13 protein-coding genes and 1 pseudogene are annotated in these 16,246 nt (G+C 62.6%); 1 reads left to right on the forward strand and 13 read right to left on the reverse strand.

Annotated features, from left to right (window positions below; genetic code table 11):
- Nucleotides 1-11: 11 nt before the first annotated feature.
- From V8Z78_RS05560 to rplM, 10 genes are all read right to left on the reverse strand, one after another.
- Nucleotides 12-737 (reverse strand): ABC transporter ATP-binding protein, encoded by a 726-nt coding sequence (locus V8Z78_RS05560; RefSeq protein WP_349731044.1) that lies wholly within the window; start codon nt 735-737, stop codon nt 12-14.
- Nucleotides 734-1,591 (reverse strand): ABC transporter permease, encoded by an 858-nt coding sequence (locus tag V8Z78_RS05565; RefSeq protein WP_349731045.1) that lies wholly within the window; start codon nt 1,589-1,591, stop codon nt 734-736. The genes V8Z78_RS05560 and V8Z78_RS05565 overlap by 4 nt, the downstream gene beginning before the upstream one ends.
- A 12-nt stretch (nt 1,592-1,603) precedes the next feature.
- Nucleotides 1,604-2,587: an ABC transporter substrate-binding protein gene (locus V8Z78_RS05570; protein ID WP_349731046.1), complete on the reverse strand. Its 984-nt coding sequence runs from the start codon at nt 2,585-2,587 to the stop codon at nt 1,604-1,606.
- A gap of 420 nt (nt 2,588-3,007) precedes the next feature.
- A complete protein-coding gene (locus tag V8Z78_RS05575; RefSeq protein ID WP_003061737.1) occupies nt 3,008-4,309 on the reverse strand; it encodes an NCS2 family permease in 1,302 nt (433 codons plus the stop codon).
- A 163-nt stretch (nt 4,310-4,472) separates the two neighbouring features.
- Complete coding sequence (gene xdhB, locus V8Z78_RS05580) at nt 4,473-6,899, reverse strand: xanthine dehydrogenase molybdopterin binding subunit (RefSeq protein WP_003061735.1); 2,427 nt, start codon at nt 6,897-6,899, stop codon at nt 4,473-4,475.
- Nucleotide 6,900: 1 nt separating this feature from the next.
- A complete protein-coding gene (gene xdhA / locus V8Z78_RS05585; protein WP_349731047.1) occupies nt 6,901-8,505 on the reverse strand; it encodes a xanthine dehydrogenase small subunit in 1,605 nt (534 codons plus the stop codon).
- Nucleotides 8,506-8,823: 318 nt separating this feature from the next.
- Nucleotides 8,824-10,278 carry a multidrug transporter subunit MdtD gene (gene mdtD, locus V8Z78_RS05590; protein ID WP_280039931.1) on the reverse strand — a complete coding sequence of 485 codons (1,455 nt, stop codon included), beginning with the start codon at nt 10,276-10,278 and terminating at the stop codon, nt 8,824-8,826.
- Between the two features lie 82 nt (nt 10,279-10,360).
- Complete coding sequence (gene erpA, locus V8Z78_RS05595) at nt 10,361-10,726, reverse strand: iron-sulfur cluster insertion protein ErpA (RefSeq protein ID WP_003059000.1); 366 nt, start codon at nt 10,724-10,726, stop codon at nt 10,361-10,363.
- A gap of 211 nt (nt 10,727-10,937) precedes the next feature.
- Nucleotides 10,938-11,330, reverse strand: coding sequence for a 30S ribosomal protein S9 (gene rpsI, locus V8Z78_RS05600; RefSeq protein WP_003059002.1), 393 nt, complete (start codon nt 11,328-11,330; stop codon nt 10,938-10,940).
- Between the two features lie 10 nt (nt 11,331-11,340).
- Nucleotides 11,341-11,769 carry a 50S ribosomal protein L13 gene (gene rplM / locus V8Z78_RS05605; protein WP_003059004.1) on the reverse strand — a complete coding sequence of 143 codons (429 nt, stop codon included), beginning with the start codon at nt 11,767-11,769 and terminating at the stop codon, nt 11,341-11,343.
- Nucleotides 11,770-12,101: 332 nt separating this feature from the next.
- On the opposite strand from rplM, the gene V8Z78_RS05610 reads away from it, so the two are divergent.
- Complete coding sequence (locus tag V8Z78_RS05610) at nt 12,102-12,968, forward strand: 23S rRNA (adenine(2030)-N(6))-methyltransferase RlmJ (RefSeq protein WP_003061727.1); 867 nt, start codon at nt 12,102-12,104, stop codon at nt 12,966-12,968.
- Nucleotides 12,969-13,056: 88 nt separating this feature from the next.
- On the opposite strand, the gene V8Z78_RS05615 is transcribed toward V8Z78_RS05610, so the two are convergent.
- The 3 genes and pseudogenes from V8Z78_RS05615 to V8Z78_RS05625 all read right to left on the reverse strand — a co-directional run bounded on the left by V8Z78_RS05615 (nt 13,057) and on the right by V8Z78_RS05625 (nt 16,016).
- The gene (locus V8Z78_RS05615; RefSeq protein ID WP_349731074.1) at nt 13,057-13,734 is read right to left on the reverse strand and encodes a septal ring lytic transglycosylase RlpA family protein; all 678 of its coding nucleotides are present in this window, start codon (nt 13,732-13,734) and stop codon (nt 13,057-13,059) included.
- Between the two features lie 139 nt (nt 13,735-13,873).
- Nucleotides 13,874-14,701 carry a methylenetetrahydrofolate reductase [NAD(P)H] gene (metF, locus tag V8Z78_RS05620; RefSeq protein ID WP_349731048.1) on the reverse strand — a complete coding sequence of 276 codons (828 nt, stop codon included), beginning with the start codon at nt 14,699-14,701 and terminating at the stop codon, nt 13,874-13,876.
- Nucleotides 14,702-14,818: 117 nt separating this feature from the next.
- A pseudogene (locus V8Z78_RS05625) lies at nt 14,819-16,016 on the reverse strand (TlyA family RNA methyltransferase).
- Nucleotides 16,017-16,246 lie beyond the last annotated feature (230 nt).

The following is a 16,246-nucleotide window of genomic DNA, read 5'->3' on the forward strand; positions in this document are numbered from 1 at the left end:
CAGGGCTTCTTTCAGGAAAATTCGGCTTCCACACCCAGGCTGCGCAGCAAGGTCGTGCGCAGCTGCATGAAAGCGGGGTGATCCGGTCGCCGCGGATGGGCCAGATCCAGCGCATGGTCTTCGGCGATCTTTCCGTCCCTGAGCACCAGAATCCGGTCTGCCAGCAGCAGAGACTCGTCCACATCGTGGGTCACCAGAATCACCGTCGGACGTATGCGCTCCACCATGCGCCGCAGCAGGCCCTGCATGCGCAGGCGGGTCAGCGCATCCAGGGCGCCAAAAGGCTCGTCGGCCAGCAGCACATGCGGCTCGCGCAACAAGGAGCGAGCCAGTGCCGCTCTTTGTTTCTGCCCGCCGGACAAGGTGGCAGGCCAGGCTGCGGCCTTGTCTTCCAGGCCAACCTCGCGCAGCAACTGCACTGCGGCGGAACGGGCCGTCTGCGCGTCCAGGCCCAGCGTCAGGTTGTCCAGCACCGTCAGCCAGGGCAGCAGGCGCGAGTCCTGGAACAGCACGGACACATTGCCATGCGCAAGCGCCATCCCCGAACTCTGCGCCTCTGCGTCCAGACCGGCCAATGCACGCAACAGCGTGGTCTTGCCGGAGCCCGACTCCCCCAGCAGCGCCACGAACTGCCCCGGCGCAATATCAAGATGGATGTCATCGAGCACCCGTCTGCCATGAAAACTGCGGCTGAAGCCATGCAGTTGCACGGCACCGGTCAATGATGGATTGCTCATGATCCCAGCGACCTCCGATAGGACAGCACACGTGCCTCCAGGCGCCGCACTGCGGCATCGGAGAACAGACCCAGCAAGGCGTAGATCAGGATTCCCACCACGATCACATCGGTCTGCCCCCAATCGCGCGCACGGTTCATCAGATAGCCGATACCGGTCTGCGTGTTGATCAGCTCCAGCACCACCAGCGCCGTCCAGCACAGCGAGACCGCCATGCGCAGGCCGACAAAAAAGCCCGGCAAGGCTCCCGGCAGGGCCACCTTGCGAATGAACTCGGCACGCGACAGTCCCAGCGTCTGAGCCAGCTCCACATGACCGATGTCTATGCTGCGCAGCGCTGCATGGGTGTTGATATAGATGGGAATCAGCACGGCGGTGAAGATGAGGAAGACCTTCATCGCCTCGCCTATGCCCAGCCAGATGATGGCGAGAGGAATCAGCGCCAGCGTGGGAACGGCCCGCTTGATCTGCACCAGACCATCGATCAGGGCCTCGCCGCTGCGGCTCAGTCCGGCGACCAGCGCCAGCAGCACGCCCACCACAATGCCCAGAAACAGTCCCGTGTAGGCTCGCCCGGCCGAAGCCATCAGATGCGGCAGCAGGCTTCCATCAAGGGCCATTTCATAGCCGGTGCCCAATGCCTGCGACGGTGCGGTCAGCGTCTCGGGCGAGAGGTAACCCAGGCGCGATGCGGTCTCCCACAACAGCAGCAGCAGGGCCGGCCCGGCCAGCAGCATGCCCGGCGACAGGCGGGCCGGCACCAGTGCTGGGGCCTTGCGGTCCGGCGCGGCAAGCGGCGCTCCGGTCTGAGACTGCCAGCCGGCCACGCGCGCGTCCAGAGGAATCGGAGTCATCACGGCAACTCCTCAGCGATTGGCGACGATCACGCCGTCATAGCTCGCCACAAAGGAGTCCCTGGCATCCAGGCGCCGGGGCAAACTGCCAGCGCTGTGCAGGATGTCGATGAGCTTCTGATGATGAGGCTGGGCCTGTGCGGCGGTCTGGAACTCGAGCGGAGCCTGCGCCGCCTGTATGGCCGCAGCGCTCTCGGCATCGAGACGCTGGAAATTGCGCAGGTAATGCTGCTCCCATTCCTTGCGATGGACATTGCTCCAGCGCCCCGCGCGCACGAAGGAGGCCAGGAACTCGCGGATGGCTTCTGCCTTCTGCGGATCGGCCAGCACATCCGGGCGGGCATAGATATAGGAGGTGGAAGGCAGCAGCTGACGCTCCAGGGGGTCGGGCACCACACGCGCACCGATCTGCCTGGACAGCCGCGTGACATGCGGCTCGGCAATGGTGGCGACATCCACGGCCCGGGCACGCAGGGCATCGTTAAGTTCGGCCACGCGCAGATGCACCAGCGTGACATCCTTGAGCGTCAGGCCCGCCCGGTTCAGGGCCTCGATGAGGAAAACCTGGCGACCCGAGCCTTCGACATAGCTCACGCGCTTGCCACGCAGATCGCTCAGGCGCTCCACCCCGGCACCGGCATGCTGGAGCAAACGATATTCAGCCCTGGCTCGGGTGAAGGTCGCGATGATGGGCAGGTTCACGCCTGCGGCCCGCGCCTGTATGGGAGGCGTATCTCCCACATAAGCCATGTCCAGTGCCCCGGCGCGGATGGCCTCGAAGATGGCCGGACCGCCGGCAAAATTGGGCAGCTCCAGCTGAAAGCCGGTCTTCTTGCGTTCGCCGCTGGCATCCAGCAGATGGCGAATCAGCTCGCTCTGGTCAGCGACAACCAGCCTGGTCTTGGCGTCTGCCGCAGCATGCGCAGCACCGGTGATGCCGGCTGCCGCCATTGCCAGCCATGAAGGCCCGGCCAGCAGAAATCGACGCTTGTCCACTTTCTTCTCCCATGTATGCAATGGGACAGATGCTAGGGAGCAGTCGACAGATCAAAAAATATTGATTTCAAATTTGGAAACAACCAACTCATCCGAGCGCCGGTGTCGGTCCAGCGGACGCACATGGATTTCGCTGTGCTGTCAGGCACTTAAGGCGGCAGGCGCCCATCGAGGCCAGGCGCACGAACGCACAACAAGCTTTGATTCGGCAATATGCTCATGAAATCAATGTTGTTGAGGCCCGGGGAAATGACTGACCATCCGGGCGTCTGCCTATCAAGGCACAGGCCATCGGCAGGCCTGACCCTCACAATGCAAAAAGCAGCCCGCCCCACCAGTAGCCGGACTGCTTTTCGCATCTTGGATGTCCTGTCCGGCTGGCTCCTTCGAGCCATGCCGGGTTCGATCAGCGCCTGAAGATCAGTGGCCGCCGACGTAGATGAACTTGAACAGGAACAGGGCAGCAATCACCCACATGATCCAGTGCACCTCCTTGACCTTGCCTGTGCACAGCTTGAGTACGGCATAGGTGATGAAGCCGAAGGCCAGACCGTTGGCGATGGAGTAGGTGAAAGGCATCATCAGCGCGGTGACGACTGCCGGTATGGCTTCGGTGGTTTCATCCCACTGCACTTCCGTCAGATCACGCAGCATCAGGCAGGCCACGAACAGCAGAGCAGGCGCAGTGGCATAGCCAGGCACGACACCGGCCAGCGGTGCGATGAACAGGCAGGCCAGGAAGAGCATGGCAACCGTGAGAGCCGTCAGACCGGTACGGCCGCCGGCCTGCACACCGGCAGCGCTCTCCACATAGGCGGTGGTGCTGGAAGTACCCAGGATGGAGCCCACAAAGATCGCGCCTGAATCGGCCAGCAGCGAGCGGTTGAAACGCCCCATGCGCTCGGGCACCAGCAGACCGGCGCGACGCGCCACGCCCATCAGCGTGCCGGTGGCATCGAACAGCTCCACCAGGAAGAACACCAGCACCACGTTGAGGAAGCCCGTGGTCAGCGCCGTCTTGATGTCGAGCTTCATGAAAGTGGGCTCGATGGAAGGAGGTGCCGAGAAGATGCCATGGAAGGTGTTGCCGCCGAAGAAGAACGAGGCCACTGTCACGGCCAGGATGCCGATCAGCAAGGCGCCCGGCACCTTGAGGCGGTCCAGCACCACGATCAGCAAAAAGCCCAGCAGCGCCATGATGACCTCGGGCTTGTGCAGATCGCCCAACGTCACATAGGTATTCTGGTCAGCGGCAACCACACCGGCGGTCTTGAGCGCGATCAGCGCCAGGAAAAGACCCAGACCCACGGTGATGGAAACGCGTATGGACTGCGGTATGCCCTTGATGATGAGCTCACGCAAGCCCAGCATGGTACAGATCAGGAACAGACATCCCGAGACGAAAACCGCCCCCAGAGCAGCCTCCCACGTATAGCCCATCTTGAGCACCACCACGTAGGCAAAATAGGCGTTCAGCCCCATGCCCGGCGCCAGCGCAATCGGGTAGTTGGCATACAGCGCCATGATGGTCGACCCCAGCGCTGCAATCAAGCAGGTGGCGACAAAGACCGAGCCCTTGGGCATGCCCGCATCCCCCAGAATGGAGGGGTTGACGAACATGATGTAGGCCATTGAAAGAAAGGTCGTCAGCCCTGCGACCAGTTCCGTGCGCACATTGGTGTTGTGCTCCCTGAGTTTGAATATCCGCTCTGTCCAGTTCATTGCATAGTCTCCGTGTTGTTTTGCATGCGAGGCGCAACGCGAGGAACGCGCCCGGTCCTGCGCCGCCAAATGAGCGGCGCAGCACATGGCCTTGCCCCGCGGCAAACAGCCATGACTCAGAATGGCTGCCGCCCCGCAAGGCGACAACACCTGTGAGGAAAAACTAGCCAGTGTGCCCTTGAACGGCTTCCACTGCGCGCAGGATGGCTTCTGACGTGGCAGGCGCCTGCAGTGGAGGGTTCATCCGGTGCTCGCCGGCGGCCGACACTGCATCGCGAATCGCGAAGAACACCGAGAACGGCAGCAGCAGCGGGGGCTCGCCCACGGCCTTGCTGCGGTGGATGGAGTCTTCATAGTTATCGCCCTCGAACAGGCGCACATTGAAGACCGGCGGGCAGTCATTGGCCGTAGGAATCTTGTAGGTGCTGGGCGCGTGGGTCGTGAGCTTTCCGGTTTGCGGATGCCAGACCAGCTCCTCGGTGGTCAGCCAGCCCATGCCCTGGATGAAGGCGCCCTCCACCTGGCCCACATCGACGGCCGGGTTCAGCGAGCGGCCCACGTCATGCAGCACATCGGCGCGCAACAGCTTCCATTCGCCCGTCAGCGTATCGATGACCACTTCGCTGACGGCCGCGCCATAGGCAAAGTAGAAGAAGGGGTGGCCCTTCATGCGCTTGCCATCCCAGTGCAGGCCGGGCGTGGCATAAAAGCCATCCGACCACAGCTGCACACGCTGCAGATAGGCGGCGCGCACCAGCTCGGCAAACGGCACATTCTGGCCATTGACCTGCACCGCATTGTTGGCAAAGCGCACGTCATGGGCATCGCCGCCATGCAGGCGTGCGGCGCATTCGGCCAGACGCTCGCGCAGCTGGCGTGCGGCATCCTGTGCGGCCTTGCCGTTGAGGTCGGCTCCCGTCGAGGCCGCCGTGGCCGAGGTGTTGGCCACCTTGCTGGTATCGGTGGCCGTCACACGCACATTCTCGAATGCCACGCCCAGCTCATGTGCCACCACCTGCGCCACCTTGGTGTTCAGGCCCTGGCCCATTTCAGTGCCGCCATGGTTCACGAGAATCGAGCCATCGGTATAGATATGGACCAGCGCGCCGGCCTGGTTGAAGTGGGCCACATTGAAGGAGATACCGAACTTCAGAGGTGTCAGCGCCAGGCCGCGCTTGAGCACGGCACTGCCGGCGTTGAAGGCATTCACGGCCGCACGGCGCGCACGATAGTCGCTGGACTCCTCCAGCTCGGCCACCAGCTCGTGAATCACGTTGTCGGTCACGACCTGCTCGTAAGGCGTGATGTTGCGCTCGCCCTTGCCGTAGAAGTTGACGCGCCGCACATCGAGCGGATCGCGCCCCAGGCTGCGCGCCACCGTATCCAGAATGTTCTCGATGGCAATCGCGCCCTGAGGTCCGCCAAAGCCACGGAAAGCCGTATTGCTCTGGGTGTTGGTCTTGCCCATATAGCCATGCATGAGCACATCGGGCAGCCAGTAGGTATTGTCGAAATGGCAGAGCGCACGCGTCATCACCGGCGCCGACAGATCGGCAGAGTGACCGGCGCGCGAGACCATGGAGATCTCGGCGCCCAGCACGCGGCCTTCATCGTCATAACCCACTTCGTACTCATACCAGAAGCAGTGACGGCGACCGGTGATCATGAAGTCGTCGTCGCGGTCCAGGCGCAGCTTGACCGGTTTCTGCAGCCTGGTTGCCGCCACGGCCGCCACGCAGGCGAACAGCGCCGACTGCGACTCCTTGCCGCCGAAGCCGCCACCCATGCGCCGGCATTCCACATGCACGCTGTGCGAAGCCACGCCCAGAGCATGAGCCACCAGATGCTGCATTTCGCTGGGATGCTGGGTGGAGCAATGAATATGCACAGCTCCGTCTTCCTTGGGCGTGGCGTAGCTGATCTGTCCTTCCAGATAGAACTGCTCCTGCCCGCCCACATCGAAGGAACCCTTGAGGCGGTGCGGCGCAGCATCCATGGCGGCGCGCGCGCCGCCTTCCCGCGTGCTGCGCTCCAGGTGCATGGGCGGCATCACGTACTGGCCCAGCTCATGGGCTTTGCGCGGTGTCAGCACGGGCGGCAGCTCGCTGATGGTGGCCGCAGCCTTGGCCAGGGCGGCCGCACGTCTTGCCGCATCGCGCGAGCGGGCAATCACGGCGAACAAGGGTTGGCCTACGTAGCGGATTTCGCCATCACACAGAATCGGGTCGTCATGAATGATGGAGCCGCAGTCGTTGACACCGGGGATGTCGGCAGCCGTGATCACCTCCACCACTTCGGGCATGGCGCGCACGGCCTCCAGCGCCAGCGCCGTCAGACGGCCGTGGGCCACGGGCGAGAGCCCCAGCGCGCAGTGCAGCGTGCCTTCCAGCTCGGGCAGGTCGTCGATATAGGCGGCCTCGCCGGCCACATGCAGGTGTGCGGACTCGTGCTTGCGGCTGACGCCCACGCGCGCGCCCTGATCATGGGCCTTGGCTTCGGTCACTTCGTCAATGCGATAGGCCTGATTCTTGCGGTAATCGGCAAAGGCTTCCGCCACCAGTTCATTCGTCAATTCAAGGGGGTTGTTCATTTCAGACTCCTTGCTCCACGGCGGCGGGAACGACGTGGGGCATCACGCTCCAGACACTGGTCGCATCAGTGCCCTGCGGCTGATCGGCGCGCGTTTCCAGCCACAGACGCTGGATCAGGTTCTGCGCCACCTTGAGGCGGTAATCGGCGCTGGCGCGCATATCGCTCATGGGCTTGAAATCCTGGGCCAGCGCGACCTGCGCGGCCTTCACGTTTTCAAGGCTCCAGGGCTTGCCCAGCAGGGCCGCTTCGGCTGCCGCCGCTCTTTTGACCGTGGCGGCCATGCCGCCAAAAGCCAGCCTGATGGATTGCACGATCTCGCCGTCGAGCTCGATGGCAAAGCCGGCGCACAGGGCCGAGATATCGCAGTCGAAGCGCTTGCTGATCTTGTAGCCGCGCACCTGGCGCTGCATGGCCGCCAGCGGCACCGCCAGGGCCTGCACGAACTCGCCAGGCTCCAGCTGGTTCTTCATATAGTCCAGATAGAAATCCGTCAGAGGCATGCGGCGCACGCGCTCGCCCTTGCGCAGCTCGATCTGCGCATCCAGTGCCATCAGCACCGGCGGCGAATCGCCGATAGGCGAACCATTGGCCACATTGCCGCCCATGGTTCCCGCATGGCGGATGGGCGTGGAGGCAAAGCGCAGCCAGACATCGGTCAGGCTGGGCCAGCGCTGCACCAGCGCACTCCAGGCCGATTCCAGCGAAGCCCCGGCGCCGATGTACAGCTCGCCGCCCTCGGCATCGGGCCGCACCTCGATGCGCTTCATCTCGGCCACGTCGCCGACATAAATCATGTCGCCCAGGTCGCGGAACTGCTTGTTGACCCAGAGTCCCACATCGGTGGAGCCTGCCACGATGCGGGCCTTGGGCTTGGCCTCGCACAGACCGGCCAGATCCGCCAGCGTGCGTGGAGCATGGAAGAAGTCGGTGCGCAGGCCCTGGGGCGCCGCATAGTTCAGACCCGCGTTGCCGGCCTGCAGGCCTTGCAGCGCAGCCACCACGGGCGCTGTATCCAGACGCACGGCAGGCAGATCGAACATGCGCTGACCGGCATCGAGAATCGGGCGGTAGCCCGTGCAGCGGCACAGATTGCCCGAGAGTTCATCGGCCAGTTGCTGACGCGTGGGCTCGCTGCCCTGCTGCTGATGATGCTCATAGGCCGACCACAGCGTCATCACGATGCCGGGCGTGCAGAAGCCGCATTGCGAACCATGGCACTCCACCATGGCCTGCTGTACCGGATGCAAGCTTTGCGGGCCTGCGGGCTTGCCGGCGCAGGCAGAATTGCCCGCGCACTGGCTCTTGAGGTCTTCCACCGTGAACAAGGCCTTGCCATGCAGGCTGGGCAGGAACTGAATGCAGGCATTGACGGTCTGCAGGCGCAGGCCGTTGACGGCCTCGGTATCGCCGGCTTCGGCCAGCTCGCCGATGACTACCGTGCAGGCACCGCAGTCGCCTTCGTTGCAGCCTTCCTTGGTGCCGGTGCAATGGGCATCCTCGCGCAGCCATTGAAGCACGGAGCGTGTGGGGTGCGGGCCTTGCACTTCCACCACCTCGCCGCGGTGGAAGAAGCGTATCGGTTGAGAGTTCTGACTGGTGCTCATGATCGTGGGACAGGGTGAGATTGAATGCCTGCATGCAAGATGCATTCCAAACGCAGCATTCGTCAAGATCGAAGGCTACGCCTGCATGGGCAGCTTCTCATACAGACGCGCTCATAGGGGCTATGTAGCGCGTCATATATCCGTGACCAAAATCAAGGGTGAACCCGTACAAAATCCGGTTCCCTACGGGTAAGTCCCAGGAAGTGGGAGCCGAGTCGCGCTCCCCTATCAATAGCTAATAGCGCCTTTTAATCAATGACTTCAAATTGAAAACAATCTGAAATCTTTTATTGGCAAGCGCTATAAGCTTTCAAATTTTCAGGCGTCGCCGCCATCCGGAGCCGGGCGCACAGGCTCGTCGGCATCGAGCTGGCTGAACACCAGCGTCGCCGCCAGCGTCATCAGAGCCACCGTCACAAAGGTGGCGCGAATGGCCTGCATGCGCTCGTCGCTGTGCGCCGGCCACATATCGCTGAAGCCTGTCAGAAGGGCTCCGGCCAGTGCCACGCCCATGCTCATGGCCAGCATCTGCACCATGGACAGCAGGCTGTTGCCGCTGCTCGCAGACTCGCCCTCCATGTCCTTGAGCGTGACCGAATTCATGGCCGAGAACTGCATGGAGTTGAAGCCGCCGAAGATGAACAACTGCACCAGCAACAGCCAGACCGGCGTTCCCGGCACCACCAGCCCGAAGGAGGCCAACATCACCGCCAGCATCACCGAATTGACCTGCAGCACGCGTTTGTAGCCAAAGCGCTGCACCGTGCGCACGGCAATGCGCTTGACCAGCATGCTGCCGGTGACGGTGGCCAGCATCATCAGGCCCGCGTTCATGGGCGACATCTTGAGGCCGACCTGCAGCATCAGCGGAATCAGAAACGGCGCGGCGCCGCTGCCGAAACGCGTGAACAGATTGCCCAGCAGGCCCACGCGCAGCGAGCGCACCTTGAACAGGCCCGGCGCAAACAGCGGCTCATCCACGCGCAGCGCATGCATCCAGTAACTGGCCAGGCTGGCCAGGCCGAACACCATGAGCACCACCACCAGCGCCATGCCCAGCCCCATGCCGGACAGGCCGTCCAGCGCAATAGAGATGGCCACCATGCCGAAGGCCAGCATGGCATAGCCCTTGCCGTCAAAGCGGTGCACGGCCACGGGCGCACTGCGCGGGAACCAGCGCCAGGTGGCCCACAGTCCGATAAGGCCCACGGGCACATTGATCCAGAAGATCCAGTGCCAGCTGGCGTACTCCACCATCCAGCCACCCAGGGTAGGCCCCAGCAGCGGGCCGACCTGGCCCGGAATGGCGATGAAGCTCATGGCGCGAATGAACTCGCCACGCGGATAGGTGCGCAGCACGGCCAGCCGCCCCACGGGCAGCATCATGGCGCCCCCCACGCCCTGCACCACGCGTGCCGCGATCAGAAACGGCAGGCTGGGCGAGAGCGCGCACAGCACCGAACCCAGCACAAACAGGCCTATCGCCCAGCCGTAGACGCGCCGCGTGCCAAAGCGGTCGGCCACCCAGCCCGTGGCCGGAATCAGCATGGCCGTGGTCAGCGCATAGGCCACGATGACGGACTGCATCTTCATCGGGCTCTCGCCCAGTTCGGTCGCCATGGCCGGCAACGCCGTGTTGAGGATGGTCGCGTCCAGCGACTGCATGAAAAAGCCTATGGCCACCAGCCACAGCAGTCTTTCTTTATGGGGGGCACTATGGTGCGCGGCGGGCATCTCACCCATGGGCAGCTCCGGAACAAGGCGACACGGCAATAAAAAAGCCGCTGACTCGCAGCGGCTTAAGCAATATGCGGGCGCCAGACCAGAGCGGCCGGCGCGCAGACAATCATCTCACTCAGACCGAGAAGCTGGAGCCGCAGCCGCAGGTGGTCGAGGCATTGGGGTTCTTGATCACGAACTGAGCGCCTTGCAGGTCTTCCTTGTAGTCGATCTCGGCACCCACCAGGTATTGATAGCTCATGGAGTCGATCAGCAGCGAGACACCGTTCTTTGTCATGGTGGTGTCGTCGTCGTTGGTGATCTCGTCGAAGGTGAAACCGTACTGGAAACCGGAGCAGCCACCACCTTGCACAAAAACGCGCAGCTTCAGATCGGGATTGCCTTCTTCGGCAATCAGGTCGGCCACCTTGGCAGCAGCGCTGTCGGTGAAGACGATGGGGGAAGGCATTTCGGTGGTCGTGGTTTCAGCAACGGCGCTCATGGCATTACTCCGTAGTTTCTTGATTGCCTGAAATGGTACAGCAAGGGGCTCGGGAATACCGGCCGTATCTCTTTGTCGCCAGTGCAAGTGGGGGCTTTGCGCAAGCGCTGGACAAGGCTGCGGCCGCCCATGAAAAAACCGCCAGGAATTTGCATTCGAGGCGGCTTTTCTTGAAAAGACTCCGCAGAGTCTTTCCTGCAGGGGAAACGGATTAACGCTTCGAGAACTGCTTGGCGCGGCGTGCGGAGTGCAGACCGACCTTCTTACGTTCGACTTCACGAGCGTCGCGAGTCACGAAGCCGGCTTGGCTCAGTGCAGGCTTCAGAGCTGCGTCATAGTCGATCAGGGCACGGGTGATGCCGTGACGGGTTGCACCGGCTTGACCGGATTCGCCGCCGCCATGGACGTTCACTTGAATGTCGAAAGTCTCCAGGTTCTCAGTCAGAACCAGGGGTTGCTTTGCGATCATGATGGAGGTTTCGCGACCGAAGTACTGCTGAATGTCCTTGCCATTCACAGTAATCTTGCCGGAGCCCTTCTTCAGAAACACGCGAGCGACGCTGGACTTGCGACGGCCTGTGCCATTGTTCCAATCACCAATCATCTAGGTCTCCTTAGATTTCCAGAGCCTTAGGCTGCTGTGCGGTATGGGGGTGCTCAGCACCGCCGTAAACCTTCAGCTTCTTGATCATGGCGTAGCCCAGAGGACCCTTGGGCAGCATGCCCTTGACGGCCTTCTCGAGAGCACGGCCAGGGAACTTGGCTTGCAGGTCGCGGAAGTTGGTGGCAGTGATGCCACCGGGGAAACCGGAGTGACGGTAGTACACCTTGTCCAGGTTCTTGGTACCAGTGACCTTGAGCTTGGAGGCGTTGATGATGACGATGTAGTCACCGGTGTCAACGTGAGGTGTGTAAATGGCCTTGTGCTTGCCGCGCAGACGGAGTGCCACTTCGCTGGCGACACGTCCGAGCACCTTATCGGTGGCGTCAATCACAAACCACTCGTGTTGCACCTCAGCGGGCTTTGCGCTGAATGTAGACATGAGTTTTCTCTTTCAAGAAGGTTTGGCGGTCCCTTTTCCGCGGTCGGTGCTTCTTCTTGAAAAAGACAGGTCTTTTAAAGGAAGCCTCTTAGGCGGGGTTACTCGGACCAATTTAAACTTGGCCCAAGCCTTCGCCGCGGGAACCATAAAATCGCTGCGAAGCCCGCCATTATACAAAAACGCCAGAATCTGCGTGTTTTCGTGCAGCAGCCTGTTGTGAAACAGCCCCTAGTGCCTGTTTCTCCCTCTGCACCCAGGCGCCGACAGCCTTTAAAGACCACAGGGTAAAAAGTGCTGTTCCCCTCTTGCCCTGCTGGTTACCATCCATTTCTATGTTCAGTTACCGCCACGCCTTCCATGCAGGCAATCACGCCGATGTGCTCAAGCACACCGTTCTGATTGCCACCGTGCAATACCTCACGCAAAAAGAGGCTGCGCTGACGGTGCTCGACACCCACGGCGGCGCCGGCCTGTACCGCCTGGACGGCGACTACGCCAGCAAGAGCGGCGAGGCCGAGGAAGGCGTGCTGCGCCTGGCTGCCGCCAAGGAGGCCGAACTGGCCCCTGTGCTGCAGGACTATCTGCAGATGGTGCGTCGCTTCAACCAGGGCAATGCCATCCGCAACTATCCCGGCTCGCCCTTCATCACCCAGGCGCTGCTGCGCGGTCATGACCGTCTCAAGGCCTTTGAGCTGCACCCCACGGACATGCGCTCTCTGACCGGCAACATGGCCCAGCTGGAGGTCAGGCGCCAGGTCGCCATCCTGCATGAGGATGGCTTTGAAGGCGTGAAGAAATTCCTGCCTCCGCCATCGCGCCGCGCCTTGCTGCTCTGCGATCCGAGCTACGAATTGAAGACCGACTACGGCCGTGTGCTGGACATGGCGGCGGACGGTCTCAAGCGCTTTCCCACAGGCACTTACGCCGTCTGGTACCCCATCATCCCGCGCCCCGAAGCCCATGATCTGCCCAAGCGGCTCAAGACCATGGCCACCAAGGCTGGCAAGAGCTGGCTGCATGCAACGCTCACGGTCAAGAGCAACAAAACCTCCGAACGCGGCGGCCTGCCCGCCAGCGGCATGTTTCTGATCAACCCGCCGTTCAATCTCAGGGATCAACTCAAGCCCGCCATGCCGCAGCTGGTCAAACTGCTGGGTCAGGACAGCAATGCAGGCTTTACGCTGGAGTCTGGCGGCTGATTGGCGGCTGTAGGCCGGCCCTTGCCGGCCCTCTGCAGTCCGGGCGCGCCAGCTTCACTGGCCGCACCCCTTCAACAGCAACAATGGTTCAGCGCTTGCGCTTGGCGGTCTGGGAGACCTTGCGCGCGGGCTGATTCGCGGATGCCGCGCGCGTCTTGGAGGCGGCAGCGCCCTGCGCCACACTGGGATGGCGCTTCTTGCCCGAAGCATTGAGCGTGGCCGGGCATTCGTCCTCATCGGCGTCCAGCTGCCACAGCTCCACGGGCTTGATGCCCAGGCCCAGCATGCCCAGCTCCTGGGCCGCGGCCTTGCTCAGGTCGATGATGCGACCTGGCGCGAAGGGGCCGCGGTCATTGATACGCACCACCACGCTCTTGCCGGTCACGGAGCTGCGCACGCAAACGCGCGTTCCGAAAGGCAGGGTCTTGTGCGCTGCCGTCATGTCCATGCTGTCAAAGCGCTCGCCGCTGGCCGTCTTGCGGCCGTGGAACTGCCCGCCATACCAAGAGGCCAGGCCCTCCTGGTCGCTTTCTCGCGGAGGGCTCAGCTCGTACTTGCTGCTGTCTTCGGGCAGGTCTGCCTTGTCGGCATCCGCAGGCTTGTTGGCCTTGACACCCAGGCCTTTGTCGCGATAGTTGCTGCGCGCATAGGCGTCGGGCAGCAGGGGGGCGGAGACCGTGGGCTGCGCGCCCTTTTTTCGGGGCTGGCTCTGAACGACGGGGGGCTGTTCCTCGGGCTTTTCCTGCAGCGGAGCACAGCCGGCCATGGTCGCGGTGACGACGGCAAGACCTATCCACTGACAACAACGCAAGCGCCAAAATTTCGGTTGCACGGGCGCAATCTCCTTGAAAGCTCAAGTGAGAGCCGCCCAAGACCGGCCGCCTCGCGGCCGGCAAGCTTTTGGCTTACAGACCCAAACGGTCGCAGATCTCCAGAGTGGCGACGCTCTGGTTCATCGTATAGAAGTGCAGCCCGGGAGCACCCTGGCTGCGCAACTGCTCGCATAGATGAGTCACGACATCCAGACCGAACGCACGAATGGAAGCGGTGTCATCTCCGAACGCCTGCAGACGCAGACGAATCCAGCGCGGAATCTCGGCACCACATGCATCCGAGAAGCGCATCAGCTGTGTAGAGCTGGTAATCGGCATGATTCCTGGCACGACCGGCACGTCGAGCCCCAGAGCCCTCACCTCATCGACAAAGCGCATGTATGCGTCGGCATTGTAGAAGTATTGCGTGATGGCAGAATCTGCACCAGCGCGCACTTTAGCAACAAATGCGTCCAGATCGCTGCGAGGGGACTTTGCTTGGGGGTGAGTTTCAGGATAGGCGGCGACTTCGATGTGAAACCAGTCGCCGAACTCCTGGCGCACGAAAGCCACCAGATCACTGGCGTACTGGAACTCGCCGCCCAGGCCGTAGCCGCTGGGCAGGTCGCCGCGCAAGGCGACGATGCGCTTGACGCCCATGGCCTTGAGCTCGTTCAGCTCGGCGCGCACTTTCTCATGCGTGGCGCCGATGCAGGAGAAGTGCGAGGCCGCGCCCACACCTTCGTTCTGGATGTCGCGCACCATGGTGAAGGTGCCGACCTGGGTGGAGCCGCCCGCGCCATAGGTCACGGAGCAGAACTCGGGCTTGCGCGCATACAGGGCCTGGCGCACGCCCACATGCTTGGCAGCGCCCTCGGGCGTCTTGGTGGGGAAAAACTCGAAGCTGACGGGAAAGCTCATGGCGGTCTATGTCTCTGAATCCTGGGTCATGGGCGGGCTCCGAAGGCTCGGCACCCGCCACGCTCTTGTGCTCAGCGCGGCTTGCGCTTTCTACTCAACGCTTGTTGCGCTTTTTGCTCAGCGCTCGTTTCGCTTTTTCTGCTTGCTGCGGGCCGGGCCGGGCTGGCCGAAGCTGGCCACCTCGGGGTCTTCATACAGCTCCTGCTTGGCGCGCTGGGCCTTGATGTCGGCACGCGAAGGGCGCTTGGCGGCTGCCTTGACGGCCGGCCTGGCTGCAGCCGCTTCGTCTGCAACGACGGGGGCCGGAGCCTTGACTTCAGCGCCCTGCTGGGCCCAGACAAAGAATTCGTGATTGCCATCGCCGCCCTCTATGGGCGAGTCCAGCCACTGCTTGACGCTCAGCCCCAGATCGCCGAGGCAGTCGCGAATGCGCTTTTCGACCTCGGCGTACAAGGCCGTGTCGCGCACGATGCCGCCCTTGCCGATCTGGCCGGGCTGCAACTCGAACTGCGGCTTGACCAGCATCAGCAGCTGGCCATGAGGCTTGAGCAGCTGCACCACGGCAGGCAGCACCAGGGTCAGCGAGATAAAGGACAGATCGCCGGTCACGAAATCAAAGGCCGGGCTGATGTCGATATTTTCGGTACCGGGCTTGCGACGCAACTCCACCGGAGCCAGACCTTCGGCCCGGGCCTTGGCCTTGGCGGCGCGCTCGGCTTTGAAGCTCTCGACATCCTGTTCCTTGGCGTCGTCGCTGTCGTCATAGTCCTCATCGACCTGACCGCCGTTGCGCATCCAGGCATAGGGAGCGACGGGCTGGGTGTCGTTGTCCTCTTCTTCCTCGATGACTTCGCACAGCGCCTCGTCGCAGGCCTTCTCCAGCAGCTCGGGCGTCAGCGCGCGGGCGTTGAAGCCCTCGACGCAGACCACGCGTTCGTCATTTTTCAGGCGCTCGTGCAACTGGCCGTGGCCCACGTCGATGCCGATGACCTGGGTCGCACCGGCCTGCAGCAGGCAATCGGTGAAGCCGCCCGTGCTCTGGCCCACATCCAGACAGCGCAAGCCCTTGACGCTCAGGCCGGTCGCGGCCAGCGCGCCCTCGAGCTTGAGCCCGCCGCGCGAGATGTATTTGGCCTCGGCGGCGTCCAGCAGCTGCAGCTCGGCACCGGCAGGAATGTCATCGCCGTTCTTGGCCACTTTCTTCCATGGCGCCAGCGGCGTCAGGCGCCACTCCACACCCGAGGCGATCAGGCGCTGGGCCTGGGAACGGGTGGCAGCATGACCTGCTTCAACCAAAAAAAACATCTGCGCGCATAGCGTCGCTTCCTTTGAAATAAACCGGCGCCAGGCGCTGCACAAAGGTGCAGCGGGCAAAAGAAATCTTTTGAGATAGCAGCCTACGCTTGATACATCTTGATTTCAGATAAATATTCACCTGAAATCTATGTATGACGTGCGCAAGCAGCTATTAAATTTAAACCACGACAGCCGCTCACTAATACTGGCAGAGCCTAGCAAAGTGACAGCGAGCAAGCGCCGCCGCGC

The organism is Comamonas sp. wu1-DMT, from assembly GCF_040187805.1.
GTDB lineage: Bacteria > Pseudomonadota > Gammaproteobacteria > Burkholderiales > Burkholderiaceae_C > Comamonas > Comamonas thiooxydans.